This is a genomic window from Pseudohalioglobus sediminis, assembly GCF_008370495.1.
Lineage (GTDB): Bacteria > Pseudomonadota > Gammaproteobacteria > Pseudomonadales > Halieaceae > Halioglobus.
Window position 1 is genome coordinate 174,459 of sequence record NZ_VTUX01000005.1, and the last position, 18,120, is coordinate 192,578.

General features: G+C 55.2%; 16 protein-coding genes. 9 read left to right on the forward strand and 7 right to left on the reverse strand.

Features of this window, described 5'->3' with window-relative positions:
- The first annotated feature begins 86 nt into the window (after positions 1–86).
- Genes dnaN through gyrB form a run of 3 tightly spaced genes read left to right on the forward strand, consistent with a single transcriptional unit; the run spans position 87 to position 4,800 of the window.
- Complete coding sequence (gene dnaN, locus F0M18_RS12080; RefSeq protein ID WP_149611699.1) at positions 87–1,193, forward strand: DNA polymerase III subunit beta; 1,107 nt, start codon at positions 87–89, stop codon at positions 1,191–1,193.
- A gap of 42 nt (positions 1,194–1,235) precedes the next feature.
- Entirely contained in the window at positions 1,236–2,333 is a 1,098-nt protein-coding gene (recF, locus tag F0M18_RS12085; protein WP_149611700.1) for a DNA replication/repair protein RecF, read from the forward strand.
- 49 nt (positions 2,334–2,382) lie between these two features.
- Positions 2,383–4,800: a DNA topoisomerase (ATP-hydrolyzing) subunit B gene (gene gyrB, locus F0M18_RS12090; protein ID WP_149611701.1), complete on the forward strand. Its 2,418-nt coding sequence runs from the start codon at positions 2,383–2,385 to the stop codon at positions 4,798–4,800.
- A gap of 15 nt (positions 4,801–4,815) precedes the next feature.
- On the opposite strand, the gene F0M18_RS12095 is transcribed toward gyrB, so the two are convergent.
- The gene (locus F0M18_RS12095; RefSeq protein WP_188109698.1) at positions 4,816–5,697 is read right to left on the reverse strand and encodes a LysR family transcriptional regulator; all 882 of its coding nucleotides are present in this window, start codon (positions 5,695–5,697) and stop codon (positions 4,816–4,818) included.
- Between the two features lie 299 nt (positions 5,698–5,996).
- Between F0M18_RS12095 and F0M18_RS12100 the strand changes: the two genes are divergently transcribed.
- The 3 genes from F0M18_RS12100 to F0M18_RS12110 are packed head-to-tail and all read left to right on the forward strand — an operon-like array spanning position 5,997 to position 9,021.
- The gene (locus F0M18_RS12100; protein ID WP_188109699.1) at positions 5,997–6,785 is read left to right on the forward strand and encodes a DUF302 domain-containing protein; all 789 of its coding nucleotides are present in this window, start codon (positions 5,997–5,999) and stop codon (positions 6,783–6,785) included.
- A gap of 26 nt (positions 6,786–6,811) precedes the next feature.
- The gene (locus F0M18_RS12105) at positions 6,812–7,201 is read left to right on the forward strand and encodes a DUF4345 domain-containing protein (protein WP_223177976.1); all 390 of its coding nucleotides are present in this window, start codon (positions 6,812–6,814) and stop codon (positions 7,199–7,201) included.
- Positions 7,201–9,021, forward strand: a complete 1,821-nt coding sequence (locus F0M18_RS12110; protein ID WP_149611704.1) for an arylsulfatase — start codon at positions 7,201–7,203, stop codon at positions 9,019–9,021. The genes F0M18_RS12105 and F0M18_RS12110 overlap by 1 nt, the downstream gene beginning before the upstream one ends.
- Before the next feature lie 372 nt (positions 9,022–9,393).
- On the opposite strand, the gene F0M18_RS12115 is transcribed toward F0M18_RS12110, so the two are convergent.
- Both F0M18_RS12115 and F0M18_RS12120 read right to left on the reverse strand, forming a co-directional pair.
- Positions 9,394–10,362, reverse strand: a complete 969-nt coding sequence (locus F0M18_RS12115) for a sterol desaturase family protein (RefSeq protein ID WP_149611705.1) — start codon at positions 10,360–10,362, stop codon at positions 9,394–9,396.
- Entirely contained in the window at positions 10,359–11,198 is an 840-nt protein-coding gene (locus F0M18_RS12120; RefSeq protein WP_316838568.1) for a TauD/TfdA dioxygenase family protein, read from the reverse strand. The genes F0M18_RS12115 and F0M18_RS12120 overlap by 4 nt, the downstream gene beginning before the upstream one ends.
- A gap of 118 nt (positions 11,199–11,316) precedes the next feature.
- Here F0M18_RS12120 and F0M18_RS12125 point away from each other — a divergent pair, with 118 nt between their 5' ends.
- On the forward strand, positions 11,317–12,312 hold the full coding sequence (locus F0M18_RS12125) for a helix-turn-helix domain-containing protein (RefSeq protein WP_149611707.1): 996 nt from the start codon (positions 11,317–11,319) through the stop codon (positions 12,310–12,312).
- A 296-nt stretch (positions 12,313–12,608) separates the two neighbouring features.
- Positions 12,609–13,511, forward strand: coding sequence for a DUF302 domain-containing protein (locus F0M18_RS12130; RefSeq protein ID WP_188109700.1), 903 nt, complete (start codon positions 12,609–12,611; stop codon positions 13,509–13,511).
- Between the two features lie 124 nt (positions 13,512–13,635).
- On the opposite strand, the gene arsJ is transcribed toward F0M18_RS12130, so the two are convergent.
- From arsJ to F0M18_RS12150, 4 genes are read right to left on the reverse strand one after another with little or no spacing between them, the layout of a single operon-like run.
- Entirely contained in the window at positions 13,636–14,859 is a 1,224-nt protein-coding gene (gene arsJ / locus F0M18_RS12135; RefSeq protein WP_149611709.1) for an organoarsenical effux MFS transporter ArsJ, read from the reverse strand.
- 9 nt (positions 14,860–14,868) lie between these two features.
- Positions 14,869–15,873 carry an ArsJ-associated glyceraldehyde-3-phosphate dehydrogenase gene (locus F0M18_RS12140; RefSeq protein WP_149611710.1) on the reverse strand — a complete coding sequence of 335 codons (1,005 nt, stop codon included), beginning with the start codon at positions 15,871–15,873 and terminating at the stop codon, positions 14,869–14,871.
- Position 15,874: 1 nt separating this feature from the next.
- The gene (gene arsB, locus F0M18_RS12145; RefSeq protein WP_149611711.1) at positions 15,875–16,918 is read right to left on the reverse strand and encodes an ACR3 family arsenite efflux transporter; all 1,044 of its coding nucleotides are present in this window, start codon (positions 16,916–16,918) and stop codon (positions 15,875–15,877) included.
- Between the two features lie 44 nt (positions 16,919–16,962).
- Entirely contained in the window at positions 16,963–17,250 is a 288-nt protein-coding gene (locus F0M18_RS12150; RefSeq protein WP_394349406.1) for a metalloregulator ArsR/SmtB family transcription factor, read from the reverse strand.
- A 365-nt stretch (positions 17,251–17,615) separates the two neighbouring features.
- Between F0M18_RS12150 and F0M18_RS12155 the strand changes: the two genes are divergently transcribed.
- On the forward strand, positions 17,616–18,011 hold the full coding sequence (locus tag F0M18_RS12155) for a DUF3127 domain-containing protein (RefSeq protein ID WP_262500930.1): 396 nt from the start codon (positions 17,616–17,618) through the stop codon (positions 18,009–18,011).
- Positions 18,012–18,120 lie beyond the last annotated feature (109 nt).

The following is an 18,120-nucleotide window of genomic DNA, read 5'->3' on the forward strand; positions in this document are numbered from 1 at the left end:
GTTAGTTGGGGGAAAGGAGTTTTTGTTTTATTTACCAGGGTGCTCCAACGGGGTGCTCTTGCTCGTGTTGAGGGATAACAACGCATATGAAGTTCACTGTTTCGCGGGACGCACTACTCAAGCCCCTGAATCTGGTTGCCGGGGTGGTCGAACGCCGCCAGACCCTGCCTATACTGGCCAACGTGTTGATGGTACTCGATGGTGACCGCTTATCCCTCACAGGGACCGATCTTGAAGTCGAACTGGTAGGACGGGTGCAACTGCAAGACGGCGCTGGCGAGTCGGGCGAGTTGACGGTGCCTGCACGCAAGCTCGTCGATATTTGCAAGTCATTGCCCGAGGGCAGTGAAATAAGCTTCGCAGCGGAAGATGGCAAAGTCACCGTCAGGTCAGGCCGCAGCCGCTTCACCCTCTCTACCCTGCCCGCACGTGAATTTCCCAACGTTGAAGACTCCATGGGCACACACCAGCTTGTTATCAAGCAGGGTCAGCTGAAACGGCTTATTGATCGAACCGGTTTTGCCATGGCCCAGCAGGATGTCAGGTATTACCTGAACGGGATGCTGTGGGAGCTGAAGGATAAGCAGCTGCGAGTGGTCGCCACCGATGGCCACCGCCTGGCGCTTTGCACCCTTCCCGAGAAGGTGGATGTTAACGGTGACACCCAGGTTATCCTGCCGAGGAAAGGGGTGCTGGAGCTGGCGCGCCTGCTGATGGACGAGGAAGACGATATTGCCATTGTCATTGGCAGCAACCACATCCGCGCGACCACAAATGAGTTTACTTTCACCTCCAAGCTGGTAGATGGAAAATTCCCCGATTACCAACGCGTGCTGCCTCGTGCACCCAACAAGATCGTGGTGGGGTCACGCCTTGAGCTGCGTCAGGCATTCACCCGTGCCGCGATCCTCTCTAATGAGAAATATCGTGGTGTGCGCCTGAAATTGACGGATAACAGCCTGGATATAGTGGCGAATAACCCGGAACAGGAAGAGGCCGAGGAAACGGTACCGGTAGAGTACCAGGGTGAGTCGCTGGAAATCGGCTTCAACGTCAGCTACCTGCTGGATGTGCTGGCGGTTTTGAGCGGTGAGCAGATCAAGTTGTCTTTATCTGATCCTAACAGCAGCGCCCTTCTGGAAGAATCCGATGAAGGAGATTCCGTGTACGTAGTGATGCCAATGCGCCTCTGAACAGGGGCGTCCAGGCTTTGAGCTGCACCGACACTTGCGCTGATGTCATCTGAAGCCAGCCTATCGCGGCTGCATATTAACAATGTCCGCAACTTACACCGTGTCAGGCTCGACCAGCTGAAGCGGGTAAACGTCTTCCATGGCGCGAATGGCAGTGGCAAAACCAGCATCCTGGAAAGCATACACCTATTGGGAATGGCCCGTTCATTTCGGGGCGGGGCTAAAGCACTCATTACGCATGGTGAGCAGGATTGTACGGTGTTCGGTGCGCTGGCGCCGGGCAACACCACGCTGGGTGTGCAACGGAGTCGATCCGGAGACGTGAAGATCAAGGTTGCCGGCGCGCCCGTCAGGACAGTTGCTGAACTGGTGGAATACCTGCCCCTGCAGGTCATTAACGCAGACAGTTTTGACCTTTTGACCGGGTCACCGGGTGCGCGCAGGCAGTATCTCGACTGGGGCGTGTTCCACGTGGAACATCGCTTCTTTGAGCAATGGCAGCGTTTTCAGCGCAGCATAAAACAGCGCAACAAGCTGCTACGCCGTGATAAAATGCCCACTGACGATCTGCCTGTCTGGACGCGCGAGTTAGCGCGTTCCGGCGAGGCCCTGAGTAAGTACCGGGAAGCCTATTTCAAGCTACTGACGCCGCGATTCAAGGCGATTATGAGCCAATTGGCGCCCTCTCTCACTGGTCTGGAATTACGTTTTCGGCGCGGTTGGGACAAAAGCCTGGATTTTCAGGGCGCCCTGGATAACAGCCTGGCCGTGGATCTGGAGCAGGGATATACCCACGTGGGCCCACAGCGCGCTGATGTGCGGATACAGATAGATGGTCACCTGGCGTCGGAGACATTATCCAGGGGTCAACAGAAGCTGGTGGTGTGTGGCTTGAAGTTAGCCCAGGGCCAACTGATGTCGGAAGCTGATCGGGGTCGTTGTACCTACCTGGTTGACGACCTGCCATCGGAACTGGATGGCGAGCACAGCGCACTGGTGTGCAAACTGCTCGCATCAATGAAGGCGTCTGTCTTTATCACGTGTGTGCACCAGCGGGATATCGAGGCCGTATGGCCAGAGCAGGATTTGTCGGAAACGGCGATGTTTCACGTGGAACATGGCAGCGTCTCACAACCTTAGGTCTGTGAGACGACCTGCCTATCAATAAAAGCGAATACGAGAGTTATTCATGAGCGATACAGAACAGAACTATGATTCATCCAGCATCAAGGTGCTCAAGGGCCTGGATGCCGTTCGCAAACGGCCCGGTATGTATATCGGCGACACCGACGACGGCACAGGGCTGCACCACATGGTGTTCGAACTGGTGGATAACTCTATAGATGAGGCCCTCGCGGGTCACTGTAGCCGTATCGATATCGTTATTCACCCGGATGAGTCCGTTACTGTGGGTGATGACGGCCGCGGAATCCCTACGGAGATGCACGATGAGGGGGTTTCAGCCGCTGAAGTGATTATGACGGTTCTTCATGCGGGCGGTAAGTTTGACGATAATACCTACAAGGTTTCCGGCGGTTTGCACGGTGTGGGTGTATCCGTGGTCAACGCCCTGTCCTCTGAGCTGACGCTGACCATTCGTCGCGAAGGTAAGCTCTATGAGCAGGTGTATCGGCACGGCGTCCCTGACGCCCCACTGGCTGTAATTGGTGAAACCGAAACCTCTGGCACCTCCGTGCGCTTTCATCCCTCTGCTGAAACCTTTACCAATATCGAGTTTCACTTCGATCAACTGGCCAAGAGGCTGCGAGAGCTGGCATTCCTGAATTCAGGAGTGTGTATTGCGCTGAAAGATGAACGCTCCGGACAGGAAGAGCTGTACAACTACGAGGGCGGTTTGAATGCCTTTGTCGATTTTCTCAACCAGAACAAGACAGTCGTTAATAAACCCTTTTATTTTCAGTTAGATACCGAAGAAGGCATCGGTGTTGAGGTGGCCCTGCAGTGGAATGACTCATTCCAGGAAAACATCCTTTGCTATACCAACAATATCCCCCAACGCGATGGCGGCACGCACCTGGCAGGGTTTCGTGCGGCACTGACCCGTAACCTCAACAGCTATATTGAGCGCGAGGGCCTGGCCAAGAAAGCAGCGGTTTCCACCACGGGCGATGATGCCCGCGAGGGTCTCACCGCCATCATCTCGGTGAAAGTGCCTGATCCCAAATTCTCCAGCCAGACCAAGGACAAACTGGTCTCGTCCGAGGTAAAGACTGCGGTAGAGCAGGCTATGAACAAGCGCTTCAGTGACTATCTGCTGGAGAATCCGCAGGAAGCGAAATCGGTTGTAGGCAAAATGCTGGACGCGGCCAGGGCACGCGAGGCTGCGCGCAAGGCACGGGAGATGACCCGTCGCAAAGGCGCACTCGATATTGCCGGGCTCCCGGGCAAACTGGCGGACTGCCAGGAAAAGGACCCTGCCCTGTCTGAGCTATTCCTGGTAGAGGGTGATTCCGCGGGCGGTTCCGCGAAGCAGGGTCGCAACCGGAAGTTCCAGGCGATCTTGCCGCTGAAGGGTAAAATCCTGAACGTTGAGAAAGCCCGCTTCGACAAGATGCTGGGCTCTGCCGAGGTGGGTACCATCGTTACGGCCCTGGGCTGTGGCATCGGCAAGGAGGAGTTCGATCCGGACAAGCTCCGTTACCACAGCATCATCATCATGACCGACGCAGACGTGGATGGCTCACACATTCGCACATTGCTGCTGACGTTCTTTTTCCGCCAGATGCGCGAATTGATAGAGCGTGGTCATGTGTATATTGCCCAGCCTCCCCTGTACAAGATCGCCCGCGGCAAGCAGCACCAGTACCTGAAAGATGATGAGGCGCTGAACCAGTACCTGACCCAGTCCGCGCTGGAAAGTGCCTCGATCCATGTTAACCCCGATGCGCCGGCAATTTCCGGCGAAAGCCTGCAGGGCCTGGTGCAGCAGTACCGGCAGGTTGCTGCAACCATTGACCGGCTGTCGCGGTTGTACGCACCGGATGTACTTTGGGAAATGGTATATGGCGATTCCATCAAGGCGGAGGATCTGAAAGACGAAACCCGGGTGGATGCCTTTGCAGCTATGTTAAGTGAGCGCTTACAAACCTCGGCGGCCAGCACCAACGCCTACTCTGTTGTAGTACGGAAGGACCAGGAGAGGCAGTTGTATTACCCTGTGGTGAAGTTGATGGCCCATGGTGTCGAAAGCGAGACCGAATACCACCATGAATTCTTCTCCTCCGGTGAGTACCGCAGCCTGGTGGAACTGGGCAATACACTCAACAACCTGATAGAAGAAGAAGGTTATTTCCAGCGCGGCGAAAAGACACTGCATACCCAGCATTTCGCCGAGGGCCTGGATTGGCTGATGAATGAGGCGCGCAAGGGCTACAGTATCCAGCGCTACAAAGGCCTGGGTGAAATGAACCCGGACCAGCTGTGGGAAACCACCATGGACCCGGATGCGCGGCGTATGTTGCAGGTGACAATTGAAGACGCCATCGCCGCGGACCAGATCTTTACCACCCTGATGGGTGACCATGTGGAGCCGCGGCGGGACTTTATCGAGGAGAACGCCCTGTCGGTGGCAAACCTCGACGTGTAGCGATTGAAGTCGGAGTTATGCCTGGTAATTTTCAGCGATCGCCTGCCAGGCCAGCTTCAGTGCTTCGGCGGCCTGAGGGTCGCGACATGCACAGCAAATGTTGTATTGAATTCTAGCTGTCATGCTGATTCGAGCCAGTACTTCCGAAGCTAGTGCTTCCTCCAGTTGTTCTTGCGTGCCCGCTGTTATGATATCTGTGGTCGCGGCCAGAGAGATCAGTGTCTGGTAGTCATCGCACTCTATTTGTGGAACTTTCGGAAGTTCGGGTACCCCCGCCTCTTTTAAGGCGTCGTTAAATGCAGTTTGCCAGTACCGGTGTATATGGGGCAAAGCGAGCGATTTGTGCAGCAGCTCGGCCAATGAATAGGGACCACCACTGAGTACCGGGTTACCTGGCCGCGCTACGAATATTATCTCTCGCTTCTCCAGAACCATAACTTCGATATCATCAAAGGCTGTGGTGTGCGTGAGGTCGCCTATGAAAAGATCGATCTCCCCAGCTCGCAGCTGTTGAATCGGTTCGCGGTGAGCAGTAACTGCCACGGTTGCGGTAATATCAGGCCTGTCCTTCAAAAGGGCCCGAAGTACTGGCAGCAAAACGGTATGAGTAGCGAGAGGTCCACAGGAGATCTTCAGCTCCTCATTGATTTTTCCCCTGATTTGCTCAAGTTTGTGTTCAAAGTCAGCCGCAGCGAGATCCAGTTCTTTGCAAGCTGCCAGTAGTTTTTTTCCTCTACTCGTAAGAGTAGTTGCAACTCTACTGCGGTGGAATATTTGAAAGCCGCAGTCTTCCTCTGCGCGCTGCACGAGTCGTGTTAGTTTGACCGGCGGTACGCCTAACGTAGCGGCAGTGCTTTTGAAATTACCAATAGTGGCGAGTGAGATAAGTGCACTCAAAGTGTCTCTGGATAGCATTGGTCTCTTTTCGTTACAAAATACGAAATCAATATTACACTTACTGAAACCATGTTGTAGTTCATTGATACCATCAGCATACTCTGGCGAGAGCGGTAACCTTTCGGTTCAACGGGAACCGCCCTGCCAATACCCCAACGTTTAGAGGAAGTCGGAACATTTTTAATAGGTTTACTAGTTGGTCCACTCGCTGGTTCATTATGGCTGGTACTGTCCTGTTAGTTGCCGGGTGTGGTGACTCAGAGCCAATAGCGGGTGAACGCTACATAGAGTCAGATCGGATGGTCAGCCTGATGGAAAGGAACGTGGCCTCGTCTGCAAAAGTGTCCAAAGTGGTTGATATAGACCATTCCCGCCTTGGCCATCAAGCGGGTTCACCGATGCGCCCGGCCAGGGTGCTTATTTTCAGTGATCCGCAACTAGAGTCTGAGTTGATAAAACAGAGCCCACTGGTCGCTCTGGATCTACCTTTGAGAGTGCTGGCGTTTGAGGATAGTCGCGATAACTCCAGTAAAGTCATCTACAACACATTCGACTACCTTGAGTCGCGCTATCAACTTAATTCAGGCTCCGTAGCCAAGCTCAGGGGCAGGTACTCCGCGAATCTGGATTTTGTTATCAACGGTATTGCACCGACAGCCGTATCCACATTCCCCAGCGATACCATGAGCCCAGACGGAATTATTACGATCTCGAGCCCCTATAGCTTTGAAGAAACCGTAAAACGTATCAATGTAGCCATCGACGCACAGGGCGACACCATGCACTTTGGGACGGTGGATTTCCAGGCTAACGCCCGCGACCTGGGCATTGAGATAGCGCCTTCCTATTTAATAATGTTTGGCGGCCCAGGGCCTGGTGGAAAGGCGATGGCCGAGGCGCCGACGCTTGGCCTGGATGGTTTTTGCCAGAAGTTCCTGATCTGGGAGGATGCGTCTGGGCAGATCAAGCTTTCATTTAACGATTTGCTGGCCCTGGCCGAGCGGCAGGGTGTGAAAAAAACGATAGCCCTGCGAGTTATCAACTTTCGACTAAAGAAAACGTTTGGTGACGCGCTTGCGGGGAATTAGTGTCGGAAAGTGGACCAATAGAGGTAATGAGCATCAGTAAAGAAAGAGTATTCCTCCTGGTTGCAGCTGCCGGCCTGACACCGATTGCACTTGCATATGGCCTTGTACCAGCGACTACGGTGCCTATGCTGTACGGCGTCGAGATCGATTCAGTCAATATTACCCACATCTTCAGAGCGGTGATGGGGCTGTATATGGCGATGGTGATTTTCTGGATCCTGGGAGCCACTCGAGAGCCCCTCCGGTTTGCCGCTCTCTGCAGCGTGGTCGTGTTCATGGGCGGTTTGGCCATGGGGCGATTCCTAAGCCTGCTGGTTGATGGTATCCCGGCAGCCCCCCTTGTGATCTACCTCGTTTTGGAAGTGGGATTTGCATTGCTTGGTTACAAGCTAGCCAAGGGTCTGCCCACTGGCTAATGCTGCCAAAACTTAATTTTCTGTTACAAAACTCTCAGGAACTAAACATGAAGAAGAGCCTTACCTACACCGGCCTGGCATCAGCTTGCGTTGTGGCATTGCTTTCTGTTTCCACGCCGGCAACGCTTGCCGCCGCTGATGAGGCAGGCAAGCCCCCTAATATTGTGTTGCTGGTGGGCGATGATATGGGGCTCGGTGACATCGGCCCCTTTGGCTCAGAAATTCACACGCCCTCATTGAATATGATGGCCAGGCACGGTGTTCGGTTCTCAAACTTTCATGCGAGCCCGGTTTGTTCGATCACCCGCTCGCAACTACTCACCGGTAATAACAATATCGAAATTGGCCTGGCCAGCTTTGATTACGCGGTCTACCCCGAAGCCAAAGGTAAGCCGGGTTACGAAGGGTACCTGACCGAAAAAGCGGTAACCATTCAGGAGCTGTTGCGGGATGCCGGCTACGATACCTACCAGACCGGCAAGTGGCACCTGGGTGGGCAGCATGGCGGTCGCGGCCCACATGAAATGGGCTTCACCCATAGTTATGGCATTCTGGCTGGCGGCTCTAACCATTGGAACAGCGGCGACATGCTCCCCAATATGGCTCACCCGGATTCGCAGAAAGCCGCCAAAGCGGGCCAGATTCCACCCATGATTGACATGCCCTACTTTGAAGACGGAAAACCCGTTGAGCGGCCCCTGGGTATTTACTCTGACGACCTCTATACCGGCAAGATGCTTGGTTTCATGGAACAGTCTCGCCGCGCCGGCAAGCCGTTCTTCGCTTATTTGGCATTTACCACCGCGCATTTGCCCATTCAGGCACCGGGCGGCCTGGCGGAGCGATACTACGAGCAATACCTGGAGCTGGGCTGGGATGGACTAAAAGCCCAGCGAATGCAGCAGCTAATTGACGCCGGTATTCTGCCCAAGGACAGCAAATTGCCGGCCAAAAACCCCATCACCCGGCCCTGGGACAGCCTCAGTGATGACGACAAAAAACTCCAGGCCAGGATTTTTGCGACTTATGCCGCGATGATCGAATCGCAGGACAGGCATATTGGCCGGGTCATGGACTGGCTGCGTGAAACGGGTGAATTGGACAATACATTAATCGTTTATATGACGGATAACGGCCCTGAGGGCACTGATGCCTTTGGCGAGCTGGGTAACCCCGCCCTCAGTGGCTGGATGGAAAAGCACTTCAGCCAGGATATCGCCGATGTGGGCCACGGCAACTCCAATTGGCAGATTGGCATAGAGTGGGCTAACGCAACGACTGGATCGCTTCAGTGGTGGAAGTGGTTTATCGACGAGGGCGGCATTCGCGTCCCGTTGATTGTGGTCCCGCCCAGGTCCCACGGAGAAAAATTCAACCGGCAGGGTGAAGTGTCCAATACTTTTGTGTCGGTGAAAGACCTACCTATGACCATACTTCAGTATGCAGGAGTTGAGCATCCAATGACCCGGTACAAGGGTCGGGACATCATTCCGCCAACCGGCAAAAGCATGGTCGATTACTTAGACGGCGAGGCTGAGACAGTCTATGGCCCTAAAGACTGGACTGCCTTTGAGCTATTTGGCAATGCCTATGTCGTTCGCGGCGATTACAAAGCGATAAAAGTGCGTACCGGTATGTGGGGCGATGGAAAATGGCACCTGTACCATCTGCGAAACGACCCTTCTGAAAGTAATCCACTCGAAGCTGACATGCCTGGAGAGCTGGCTGAGCTTGTCGAAATTTATGAAGCCTATGCGCAGAAATGGCAAATTCAGGACGTCAGGGAAGACTGGAACCCGCAGAAGGAACTGGGTCACTAAATTCTCTGTTGTTTAATCTATCACCGCCGAGGCCATGGGGCGCATGGCGGTGATAGGTGGCGGAAGCTGTGATCAGAGGTCCTGGTCGGGTACTGGTATTGTAAGTATCCCCGATCAGGCCCACGACTAGATGGTGAAACGGCCGATTCCCGGGGAGTCAGCAGTCGTTTGTAACTCCCTGAGTTAAATAGGTTTTGTCAGATAGCATGAGAATGGGCGGATTGGTGCAAATATCGCGAGAAAATCGCCGCTTTTTCCTCTCACCCCAATTTGATAAAGCTGTAGCAAGATCAATGTCTTAGCGATTTCTAAATTTTCATTTATGATGAGAACCAACAGTGGTATTGGTTCTCACGCTATTTGAAAATCATCTCACGATAAATGACGCAGTTGCCGGGGGCTTTGTGTCCCCGGGTTTTGTTGATCACGCTCGGGGGCGATGGCAGGCCTTTCCCATTCCGGGGGGGCCCAAAGGTGCTTCAGGCGAAGGCTTAGTGGCCCTGGCCTGGATGCGTCCTTGAACATGCGGGCGTATTCCCGAAATGTCAGTTTAATCGGGTTATACCCAGGCGTTGAGTTAATCAGGCTTACGACGCCATATTCAACCTGTTCATCGGGGGACTCCACGGCATAAGTCCCGAACAAGTGGTCCCAGATCATGAGAACGCCCCCCATATTGCGATCCACATAGCCAGGGTTCCTGCCGTGATGTACGCGGTGATTGGAAGGCGTGTTGAACATCCATTCGATCGGCTTTGGAAATCGCCCAAACCATTGGGTGTGCGGAAAGATCTGGAATACCAGGTTTGCAGCTAACATCAGCAATACGGATTCAGGCGTGAACCCCAGTAGTACCGCTGGGATGAAGAAGACGTAAACACCGACCACGGCGTAAAGAACACTCTGGCGGAAAGCGACCGTATAGTTGAAATGCTCCGATGCATGGTGCACTTCATGTACTCCCCACAAGAAGCGCACCCGGTGTGCGGCCAGGTGGAAGAGATAGAAACAAAAGTCCACTAACAGGAACAGGATCATCAAACTGGCCGCTGTCAGTTCGAGTGAAAGCAACCGGAATTGATATAGCCACTCATAGGCTGGCAAGACCAGCGCTACAACCATGACCCCTTCAGCGATCAGAACGTACATAGCCCCCATGGCGATACTGGCCGCTGAATCTCGAACTTCGAAAATGTCAGTTTCCCGGAAATGAAACCATTCGACGGTTGCCAGCAGCAGAATGATGGGTAGTGCCGAGAGTGTCAGTAATTGGCTGGCTGGCAGGGCGGCGACCAAATTCTGAATAGTGAGCATTGCCTCGCCAAAACGCTCCGAAATCATGGCCGGCTCCCGATGGTCGTGCGGTGTAACAGACGGTCGTAGCCTTCATATCCCCCGGTTGCCCGGTGAAGCACGCTGCGGTTGTCCCACATGACCAGCATGTTGCTCGACCACTTATGGCGGTACTGGAAGTGTTCGCTGGTTTGCCATTGGTGAAGCTCCAGCAGGAGGTCTGAGGCCGCATCCTGCTCCATACCCTCTATACCGACGATATAGCCGAGACAGCCGAACAGGCTCTCCCTGCCACTTTCCGGGTGTACCTTTATCAGTGGGTGTAAAAGGGAGTCCCTGGCAGCTTCGGAGGCTTTTACCCGCATACTGCGACCCGACCCCTCATCCGCTTTACCGTACAAACCCTCGGGAGCATAACCCCCCGCGGCCGAATGGATGGCATAGCGACCCTCAATCCTGGCCCTCAAGGTCGAGGGCATTTCATCAAGCGCCATGTGCTGGTTGGCAAACAGCGTGTCTCCGCCGGATTCGGGAATTGTAATCCCGTAAAGGCAGGTGCCAGCAGGTGGAGTGCTTTGAAAGCTCCAATCGGTGTGCCATGCCTCCGCAAATATAGAGGATGTCTCGTCTGCCTTGCGTTGAATGGCGATGATATGCTTTCGGCCAGGTATTGGTTGTACGAAAGGATCCTCACCGAAATCGCCAAAATAAGCCGTGAAGCGCTCCAGGTCATCATCGCTGAGAGACTGATTGGGAAAGGCGAGAACACCGTGCTCAACCCACGCTTGGCGAATATCGGTAACAAGGGAATCCGCAAGCTGCTTGCTTAAATCCACACCGGTTACGGTTGCGCCAAAGGCCTGGCCGCTGAGTCTTATCGTCATACCCATAATATTGATCCCTTCCTTTTACGTTCACTTCAAATGATAGGTAGACCACACAGCTGTTGATTGACATACTACGCCATTGTTTATACATATTACGACAGTAGGCTCTGGGCACATGGTGATTCGAATATCAGGTAGTTTCAGCCAGATTCTTCGCCTGTGGATGGTGCGTAGGGGGATTGTCTGCGAAAGCCTGGAGACAAGGCTGGCGCTGGCCTCGCAACAAGAGACTGTGAGTGTTGAGGACTGGCGCGATTTACTGAAACAGGCAGAAGAACTTTGTCCCGGCGAGCCTGTGGGGCTGCAGATTGGCTCCGAAGTTCAAGTCACACATGCCGGTGTTCTAGGTTACCTGCTGCTCAATAGTGATAACCTTGCAGACGCACTGGAGACATACCTGCTCTGTGAGCGACACTTTTATGGTGTCAATTTCGCGGAGCTATCGCGAGATGATGCGGGTTGGACGCTCGCCTGGCCTGACCAGCTCGGCAATGATAACGCTGCGTTTGTGCAAGTCGGCTTGACGGCGCTGGTTACTTTTTTTCGTCAGCGCTTCCCCGGGGGTTGTGACCTTTTGTCTGTCTCTCTGACCGGTGATGAGCCAGGCGACATCGCTACTTTTCAACGATTTTTCGGCTGCCCAATCACGTTTAACTCAACGTATCCAGGGTTAACTTTTGATGCCGATACGATTCACCGGTCCAGCCTGGGGGGGCTGCCAGAAAACTTCCGTACGATGCGCCAGCAACAGCAGATCGCGTTTTCCAGTGTGGCGGGTGCCGACGATCCTTTCCTGAAGTGCCTGCAATCGGTGTTGTTGAAGTCGATTCCAGAGGGTGGCGCAACCCTGCCGAAAGTTGCTAAGGGAATGAATCTGTCCACCCGAACCTTACAACGCAGGCTGGTGGAATATAATCTGTCTTACCAGGCACTAGTTGATGCTGTTCGAGAACAACTCGCCCGTCGCTATTTATCGCGGACTTCACTGATGCTGTCTGAAATTCCTTTTTTACTCGGTTACTCCGATCAAAGCGCATTCAATCGGGCGTTCAGGAATTGGACAGGTATGACACCAGGCCGATTCAGGCAACAGGAGAGAGCGGTTCTATGAAAGCGGCTGCTGGCGAAGGTTAGCGTTGAGGGCATGGTCTGAACTAAACCCTTGCTGGAAGCTTGCTTTACCAAATACCCTGAGACCTTCCGGGTTGGAGCAAATACCGTGAGAAAAAAGCTTTCTTCGTTTCTCGCTCATACTTGGTGAAGGGCCATGAAAATAATTACCAAGGTAGTTTACTGTATTGATTGATGATGAATTCCACCAGTGCTGCGACGAGTCACCCTGACTGTTCACCGGTCTCTCGCTGCGTAACCAGGCTAATTTCCAATTTGACGCGTAAGGTCTGCAATATGAGTCAATACAGGCCTCTTCGCTTTTTGTTGGCAGTCGGCTTTGCTTTGGTCGTGGCGGGTTGCGGTAACCCGGAACCGATATCACCCGGGCGTTACCTCGAGACCGACCAGCTGGTGAGCCGGATCGATGAAAATCTGGCAGCCTCTGCCACGCTGTCAAAAATCGTCGACATTGACCACTCCCGCCTGGCTCAGGAAGCAGGTTCCTTCATGCCGCCGGCCAGAGTGCTTATCTTCTCCGATGCGCAACTCGAGGCTGATCTGATTCAGCAAAACCCTCTGGTGGCTTTAGACCTACCGCTGAGGGTGCTCGCCTTTGAAGCCGTTTCGGATGGCGCCAGCAAAATTATCTACAACAGCTTCGATTACTTGCTGTCCCGCTATCATCTCGATCCCGGTTCCTCGAGGGCGCTGAAAGCCAGATACATCGAGAATGTGGATGCTGCTATCAACGGCATTGAGCCAGAGGCTATTGCCGCATTCTCCAACGATGCAATGGACCCTGATGGAATCATTACCATCACCAGCCCCTATGGCTACGAAGAAACGATCGAACGGGTAACTGCCGCAATTAACGCGCAGAGCGATACTGTGCATTTCGGCACGGTAGATTTCCGGGCCAATGCACGTGAGCTGGGCATTGATATTGCCCCCGCCTATATGATCCTGTTCGGCGCCCCCGGGCCCGGAGGCAAGGCGATGGCAGAGGCTCCGACACTTGGCCTCGATGGATTCTGTCAGAAGTTTCTGATCTGGGAGGGCGCCTCGGGACAAATAAAGCTTTCCTTCAACGACTTACTGGCGCTTGCCGACCGGCAAGGTACAAAGAAAGCGTTGGCCCTGCGCGTCATCAATTATCGACTTACCAAGACGTTTAGTGACGCTCTTGCAATTGAGTAAAACCTGCCGGCAGCTTAACAAGGTCGCACGTATGGCGGGATCGCTTCGAGCCGGCCACGCGTCAATCTTGGGAGAAGACGGCCGCTCTGCCCTCTGCGCTCTCAACCACATTGATAGCGAACACTCACTCACCCGCTACCGGTTGCCGCGGCAGTACTAATGTTATCGTTGCCGATACTGCTATCAGCGTGGCGGATATCCACAAACACGCAGCCAGGCCTGAGACCTGGAACACCCAGCCGGATAAGACGGTGCCGAATAGTCGACCCATCGCGTTAGCCATGTAATAGAAACCCACGTCCAGTGATACGCCCTCCTCGCTGGCGTAGCTGACGATGAGATAGCTGTGCAGGGCGGAATTGATGGCGAACAGTACGCCGAAAAGTAGCAGGCCGGCTAGCAGGCTGAGCGGAACGCCAAAGTTGAAGGACAGGGCCAGGGCTATAGCCGCGGTGGCCAGTGCCAGCGCCGACGCCCACCAGAAGGCAGTGTGGCCATCGGGCACCCTGCCGCTAGGCCCGCTGGTAAACCTCGGCGCCAGGGATTGCACGAAACCGTAGCCGATGATCCAACAGGCCAGAAATGCGCCAACTGCCCAGTGGTCCCAGCCCATGGTTGCGGATAGATACACGGGTAAAGCCACCACAAACCAGACATCCCTGGCTGCAAACAGGAACAGGCGCGCAGCGGACAAGCGGTTGACCGCTTCGCTTTTTGAGAACAGCTGGCTGAATTTGGGTTTTGCGGAAGACCTGCCGATGTCTTTTTTCAGCACCGACATGCTGAAAAGCCATACCATTGCCAGCACCGCCGCCATGGCAAACACGGCACCGCGAAACCCCCAGGACGCCAGCATCAATCCGCCGAGAAAGAACCCCACCCCTTTCAAGGCATTTTTCGATCCCGTCAGCAGGGCCACCCAGCGGTACAGAGATCCCTGCGCATCCCGGGGCACCAATAACTTGATAAAGCTCTTGGCACTCATCTTGTTCAGGTCCTTGGCGATGCCCGACAAGGCCTGGGCGCCCATAACCCAGGTTACCGTGAGGTAGGGCCCGGGAACCAACAGCATGGCGAGTGCGATCACCTGCAGCGCGAGGCCTGTGTTCATGGTCGCATTCAGGCCTATACGCGCACCCAGCCAGCCGCCCACGAGATTGGTGACCACACCGAACACCTCGTAGAACAGGAACAGCATTGCCACTTGCAGTGGGCTGTACCCCAGTTGGTGGAAGTGCAGCACCACCAGCATGCGCAGCGCGCCATCGGTCAGGGTGAAGGCCCAGTAATTTCCCGTCACCAGCAGGTACTGGCGCACATCGGGTGACAGGGAGGAGAACCGCTTCATGGCCAGGCCTTATCCGCGACCGCTAACCAGCCGCAACAGTTCAACAGTCCGGTTCACGTATCCCCATTCATTGTCGTACCAGAGGTACAGCTTCACCTGGGTCTCATTGACCACCATGGTGGAAAGCGCGTCCACCACGCTGGACCTGGGATCGGTGCGATAGTCGATGGAGACCAGGGGCCTCTCCTCGTAGCCGAGGATGCCGGCGAGTTCTCCCTCGGCGGCACGCTGCAGCAGGCCGTTGACCTCCTCGACACTGGTGCTGCGCTGTACCTCAAAGACGCAGTCAGTTAACGACGCGTTCGCCAGTGGTACACGCACGGCGTGCCCGTTCAGCTTGCCCTTCAGCTCAGGAAAAATATGGGTTATTGCCGTTGCCGAGCCGGTGGTGGTGGGAATCAGGCTCATACCGCAGGCCCTGGCGCGACGCAGGTCCTTATGCGGCGCATCAAGTATGGTCTGGGTATTGGTGATGTCGTGGATGGTCGTCATTGAACCGTGTTTGATGCCCAGCCCCTCGTGGATGACCTTCACCACCGGTGCCAGGCAATTGGTCGTACAGGACGCCGCGCTGACAATGGCATGCCGCGCCGGGTCGAACAGGTGCTGGTTCACGCCCATCACCACATCAACCACGCCCTCTTCCTTGATTGGCGCCGTGACCACCACGCGTTGAACGCCCTGCTGCAGATAATCCTGTAGCGCGGCCTGAGTCTTGAACTTGCCGGACGCCTCGATAACCACGTCACAGCCAGACCAGTCTGTATCCGCAATTGCATGATTGCTGCTACAGACGATGCGCTGCCCATTGATCAACATGGTGTCACCTTCACTCGCCGCCTCGCTTGACCACTTACCGTGAACGGAGTCGAAGTTGAGCAGGTGCGCCATGGTCGCGGCGCCACCGGCGGGGTCATTCACCCTGGTAAACTGGAAATCGCTATCGCCCCATGCAGCGCGCAGCGTGAGTCGTCCCATGCGGCCGAAACCGTTGATTCCTACCTTTACCGGCATGCTAATTCTCCTGGAGGTTTTGCTGCGTCGTGTTAAACCAGCCCCTGCTGTTGTTGGCGATGGCAACCAGCGACAGCATCACGGGCACTTCCACCAGAACCCCCACCACCGTCGCCAGGGCTGCCCCCGAGTGCAGCCCGAACAGGGAAATGGCGACGGCGACCGCCAGTTCAAAGAAATTCGAGGTGCCGATAAGACAGGCCGGGGCGGCGATATTGTGAGGCAGTTTCAGGACCCTGGCGGCGCTGTAGGCAATAAAGAAAATGCCATAGGTTTGCAGCAACAGGGGGATCGCGATCAACAGTATGGTCTGGGGTTGCGTGATAATGTTCTCTGCCTGGAAACCAAACAGCAGTACCACTGTTGCCAGCAGGCCGACGACCGACCAGGGTTTCAGCCTGCGGACAAACGCCTCCGTAGTGTGTCCGTCGCCCCGCTGTTCCAGGAAACGGCGGGTGGCAACACCGGCGACCAGTGGCAGCACCACATACAATACAACCGATAGCAGCAGGGTCTCCCACGGTACCTGGATATCACTCACGCCAAGCAGAAACGCGGCTATAGGCGCAAAAGCGAACACCATGATGATGTCGTTTACCGAGACCTGCACCAGCGTGTAGTTTGGATCCCCCTCCGTCAGCTGGCTCCAGACAAAGACCATGGCAGTACATGGCGCCACGCCGAGCAGTATCATCCCGGCGATGTATTCAGAGGCCGACTGTGGGTCAACCCAGGGCGCGAATACCACTCGGAAAAACAACCAGCCCAGCGCCGCCATGGTAAACGGCTTGATCAGCCAGTTGATGACCAGGGTTAGCACCAGGCCTTTGGGCCGCTTGCCGACATCCCTGACAGCGCTGAAATCAATCTGCACCATCATCGGGTAGATCATCACCCAGATAAAAACGGCGACGACGAGATTCACATGGGCATATTCCAGCCGTGCCACGATTGCAAAGGCCTCGGGTACGGCATTACCGAGCAGTACCCCCGCGAGTATGCACAGGCCTACCCAGATACTGAGGTAGCGTTCGAATAATCCCATGACTTGCTCCCGGGTTTTGTAATCAACAGCGCGCCCCGTGGGGCCTAACAGCAGGCTTCCCGTCGCGCCGGGCGACTGCCCATCCGCTCCAGCGCGGCGAGATTGTCTCCAATTATTGTCTTGTTACTGGCCAGGGTTTCGGCGATCACCGCAGCGGCCCAGGGCTCGAGCTCAGGGTTGATGCGGTAGAACACCCACTGCCCCTGTCGCCTGTCGACAAGCAGGCCGCAATTGCGCAGCTGCGCCAGGTGACGGGATATCTTGGGCTGTATTTCGTCCAGCGCCCCGGTTAATTCACAGACGCAGAGTTCCTGTTCATGCTCGATCAACATCAGGCAGCGCAAGCGGGTTGCGTCGGCCAGACACTTGTAGAACTGGACGGGGTTCAAGAGGCCACCACCTGCCAGTGAGGCTGAGCGGATACACACATGCGGATTATCTCCCTGGTCGCGAGGTGTCGAGCAAAAATATATGGAATAGAGCATATATCAGATTCCGTATATATCAAGTGGCGGCCTGGCTCCCGGTGCGTGTTGATCGCGGCACGCTGCTGCCAGGCTGCGGCGGGTCCCTGTGCTCCTCCAGTGCTGCGTATTTGTTATAGTAGCGCGCGGCGTCGGTGAAGGCGGATGCGTACGCCTGGCTTCGGCGAACGTGCACTCCACATCGCTGGAACAGCAGGCCATGGGATGCCGGCGTGCGCCTGCTGCTGAAACCTGCAATCAACCGGGCCCGCCAGCCCGCACCAGAGGATGAGTCATTGGCATACGAGCTGACGGGAAAGATCAAACTACTCCAGGAACCCAAAACCTTTGACAGCGGTTTCACCAAACGTGAAATGGTGGTCATTGTCGAAGATGGCAAATATCCCCAGGAAATCAATCTGGAGTTCGTTCAGGACAAGGTCGCGTTACTGGACAATCTGCAGCCCGGGCAGGAAGTGACGGTATCGTTTGATATCCGCGGTCGCGAATACAACGGCCGCTATTTTAACAACCTGCAGGGCTGGAAGGTGGTCGTCGCTGGCGAACAGGCGGGCGCTGGTCCCGGACCTGCGCTTGCTGACGTGCCGGACGACGATATTCCTTTCTGAGTAACTTTCCGCTGAAGATCGCTGGCGGCTTGCACCCGGCGAGCCCTTCCCCCTTGCCGATGGCGGGCACTTTTCCAGTGCCGGTGGCAGCAACTCGTCGCACTGGCGG

What these genes read in the sequence shown, in the direction of transcription:
- dnaN (WP_149611699.1), top strand. Translation starts at nt 87, where the DNA reads ATGAAGTTCACTGTTTCGCGGGACGCACTACTCAAGCCCCTGAATCTG.
- recF (WP_149611700.1), top strand. Translation starts at nt 1,236, where the DNA reads ATGTCATCTGAAGCCAGCCTATCGCGGCTGCATATTAACAATGTCCGC.
- gyrB (WP_149611701.1), top strand. Translation starts at nt 2,383, where the DNA reads ATGAGCGATACAGAACAGAACTATGATTCATCCAGCATCAAGGTGCTC.
- F0M18_RS12100 (WP_188109699.1), top strand. Translation starts at nt 5,997, where the DNA reads ATGGTCAGCCTGATGGAAAGGAACGTGGCCTCGTCTGCAAAAGTGTCC.
- F0M18_RS12105 (WP_223177976.1), top strand. Translation starts at nt 6,812, where the DNA reads ATGAGCATCAGTAAAGAAAGAGTATTCCTCCTGGTTGCAGCTGCCGGC.
- F0M18_RS12110 (WP_149611704.1), top strand. Translation starts at nt 7,201, where the DNA reads ATGCTGCCAAAACTTAATTTTCTGTTACAAAACTCTCAGGAACTAAAC.
- F0M18_RS12115 (WP_149611705.1), bottom strand. Translation starts at nt 10,362, where the DNA reads ATGATTTCGGAGCGTTTTGGCGAGGCAATGCTCACTATTCAGAATTTG.
- F0M18_RS12120 (WP_316838568.1), bottom strand. Translation starts at nt 11,198, where the DNA reads ATGACGATAAGACTCAGCGGCCAGGCCTTTGGCGCAACCGTAACCGGT.
- F0M18_RS12125 (WP_149611707.1), top strand. Translation starts at nt 11,317, where the DNA reads ATGGTGATTCGAATATCAGGTAGTTTCAGCCAGATTCTTCGCCTGTGG.
- F0M18_RS12130 (WP_188109700.1), top strand. Translation starts at nt 12,609, where the DNA reads ATGAGTCAATACAGGCCTCTTCGCTTTTTGTTGGCAGTCGGCTTTGCT.
- arsJ (WP_149611709.1), bottom strand. Translation starts at nt 14,859, where the DNA reads ATGAAGCGGTTCTCCTCCCTGTCACCCGATGTGCGCCAGTACCTGCTG.
- F0M18_RS12140 (WP_149611710.1), bottom strand. Translation starts at nt 15,873, where the DNA reads ATGCCGGTAAAGGTAGGAATCAACGGTTTCGGCCGCATGGGACGACTC.
- arsB (WP_149611711.1), bottom strand. Translation starts at nt 16,918, where the DNA reads ATGGGATTATTCGAACGCTACCTCAGTATCTGGGTAGGCCTGTGCATA.
- F0M18_RS12150 (WP_394349406.1), bottom strand. Translation starts at nt 17,250, where the DNA reads ATGTTGATCGAGCATGAACAGGAACTCTGCGTCTGTGAATTAACCGGG.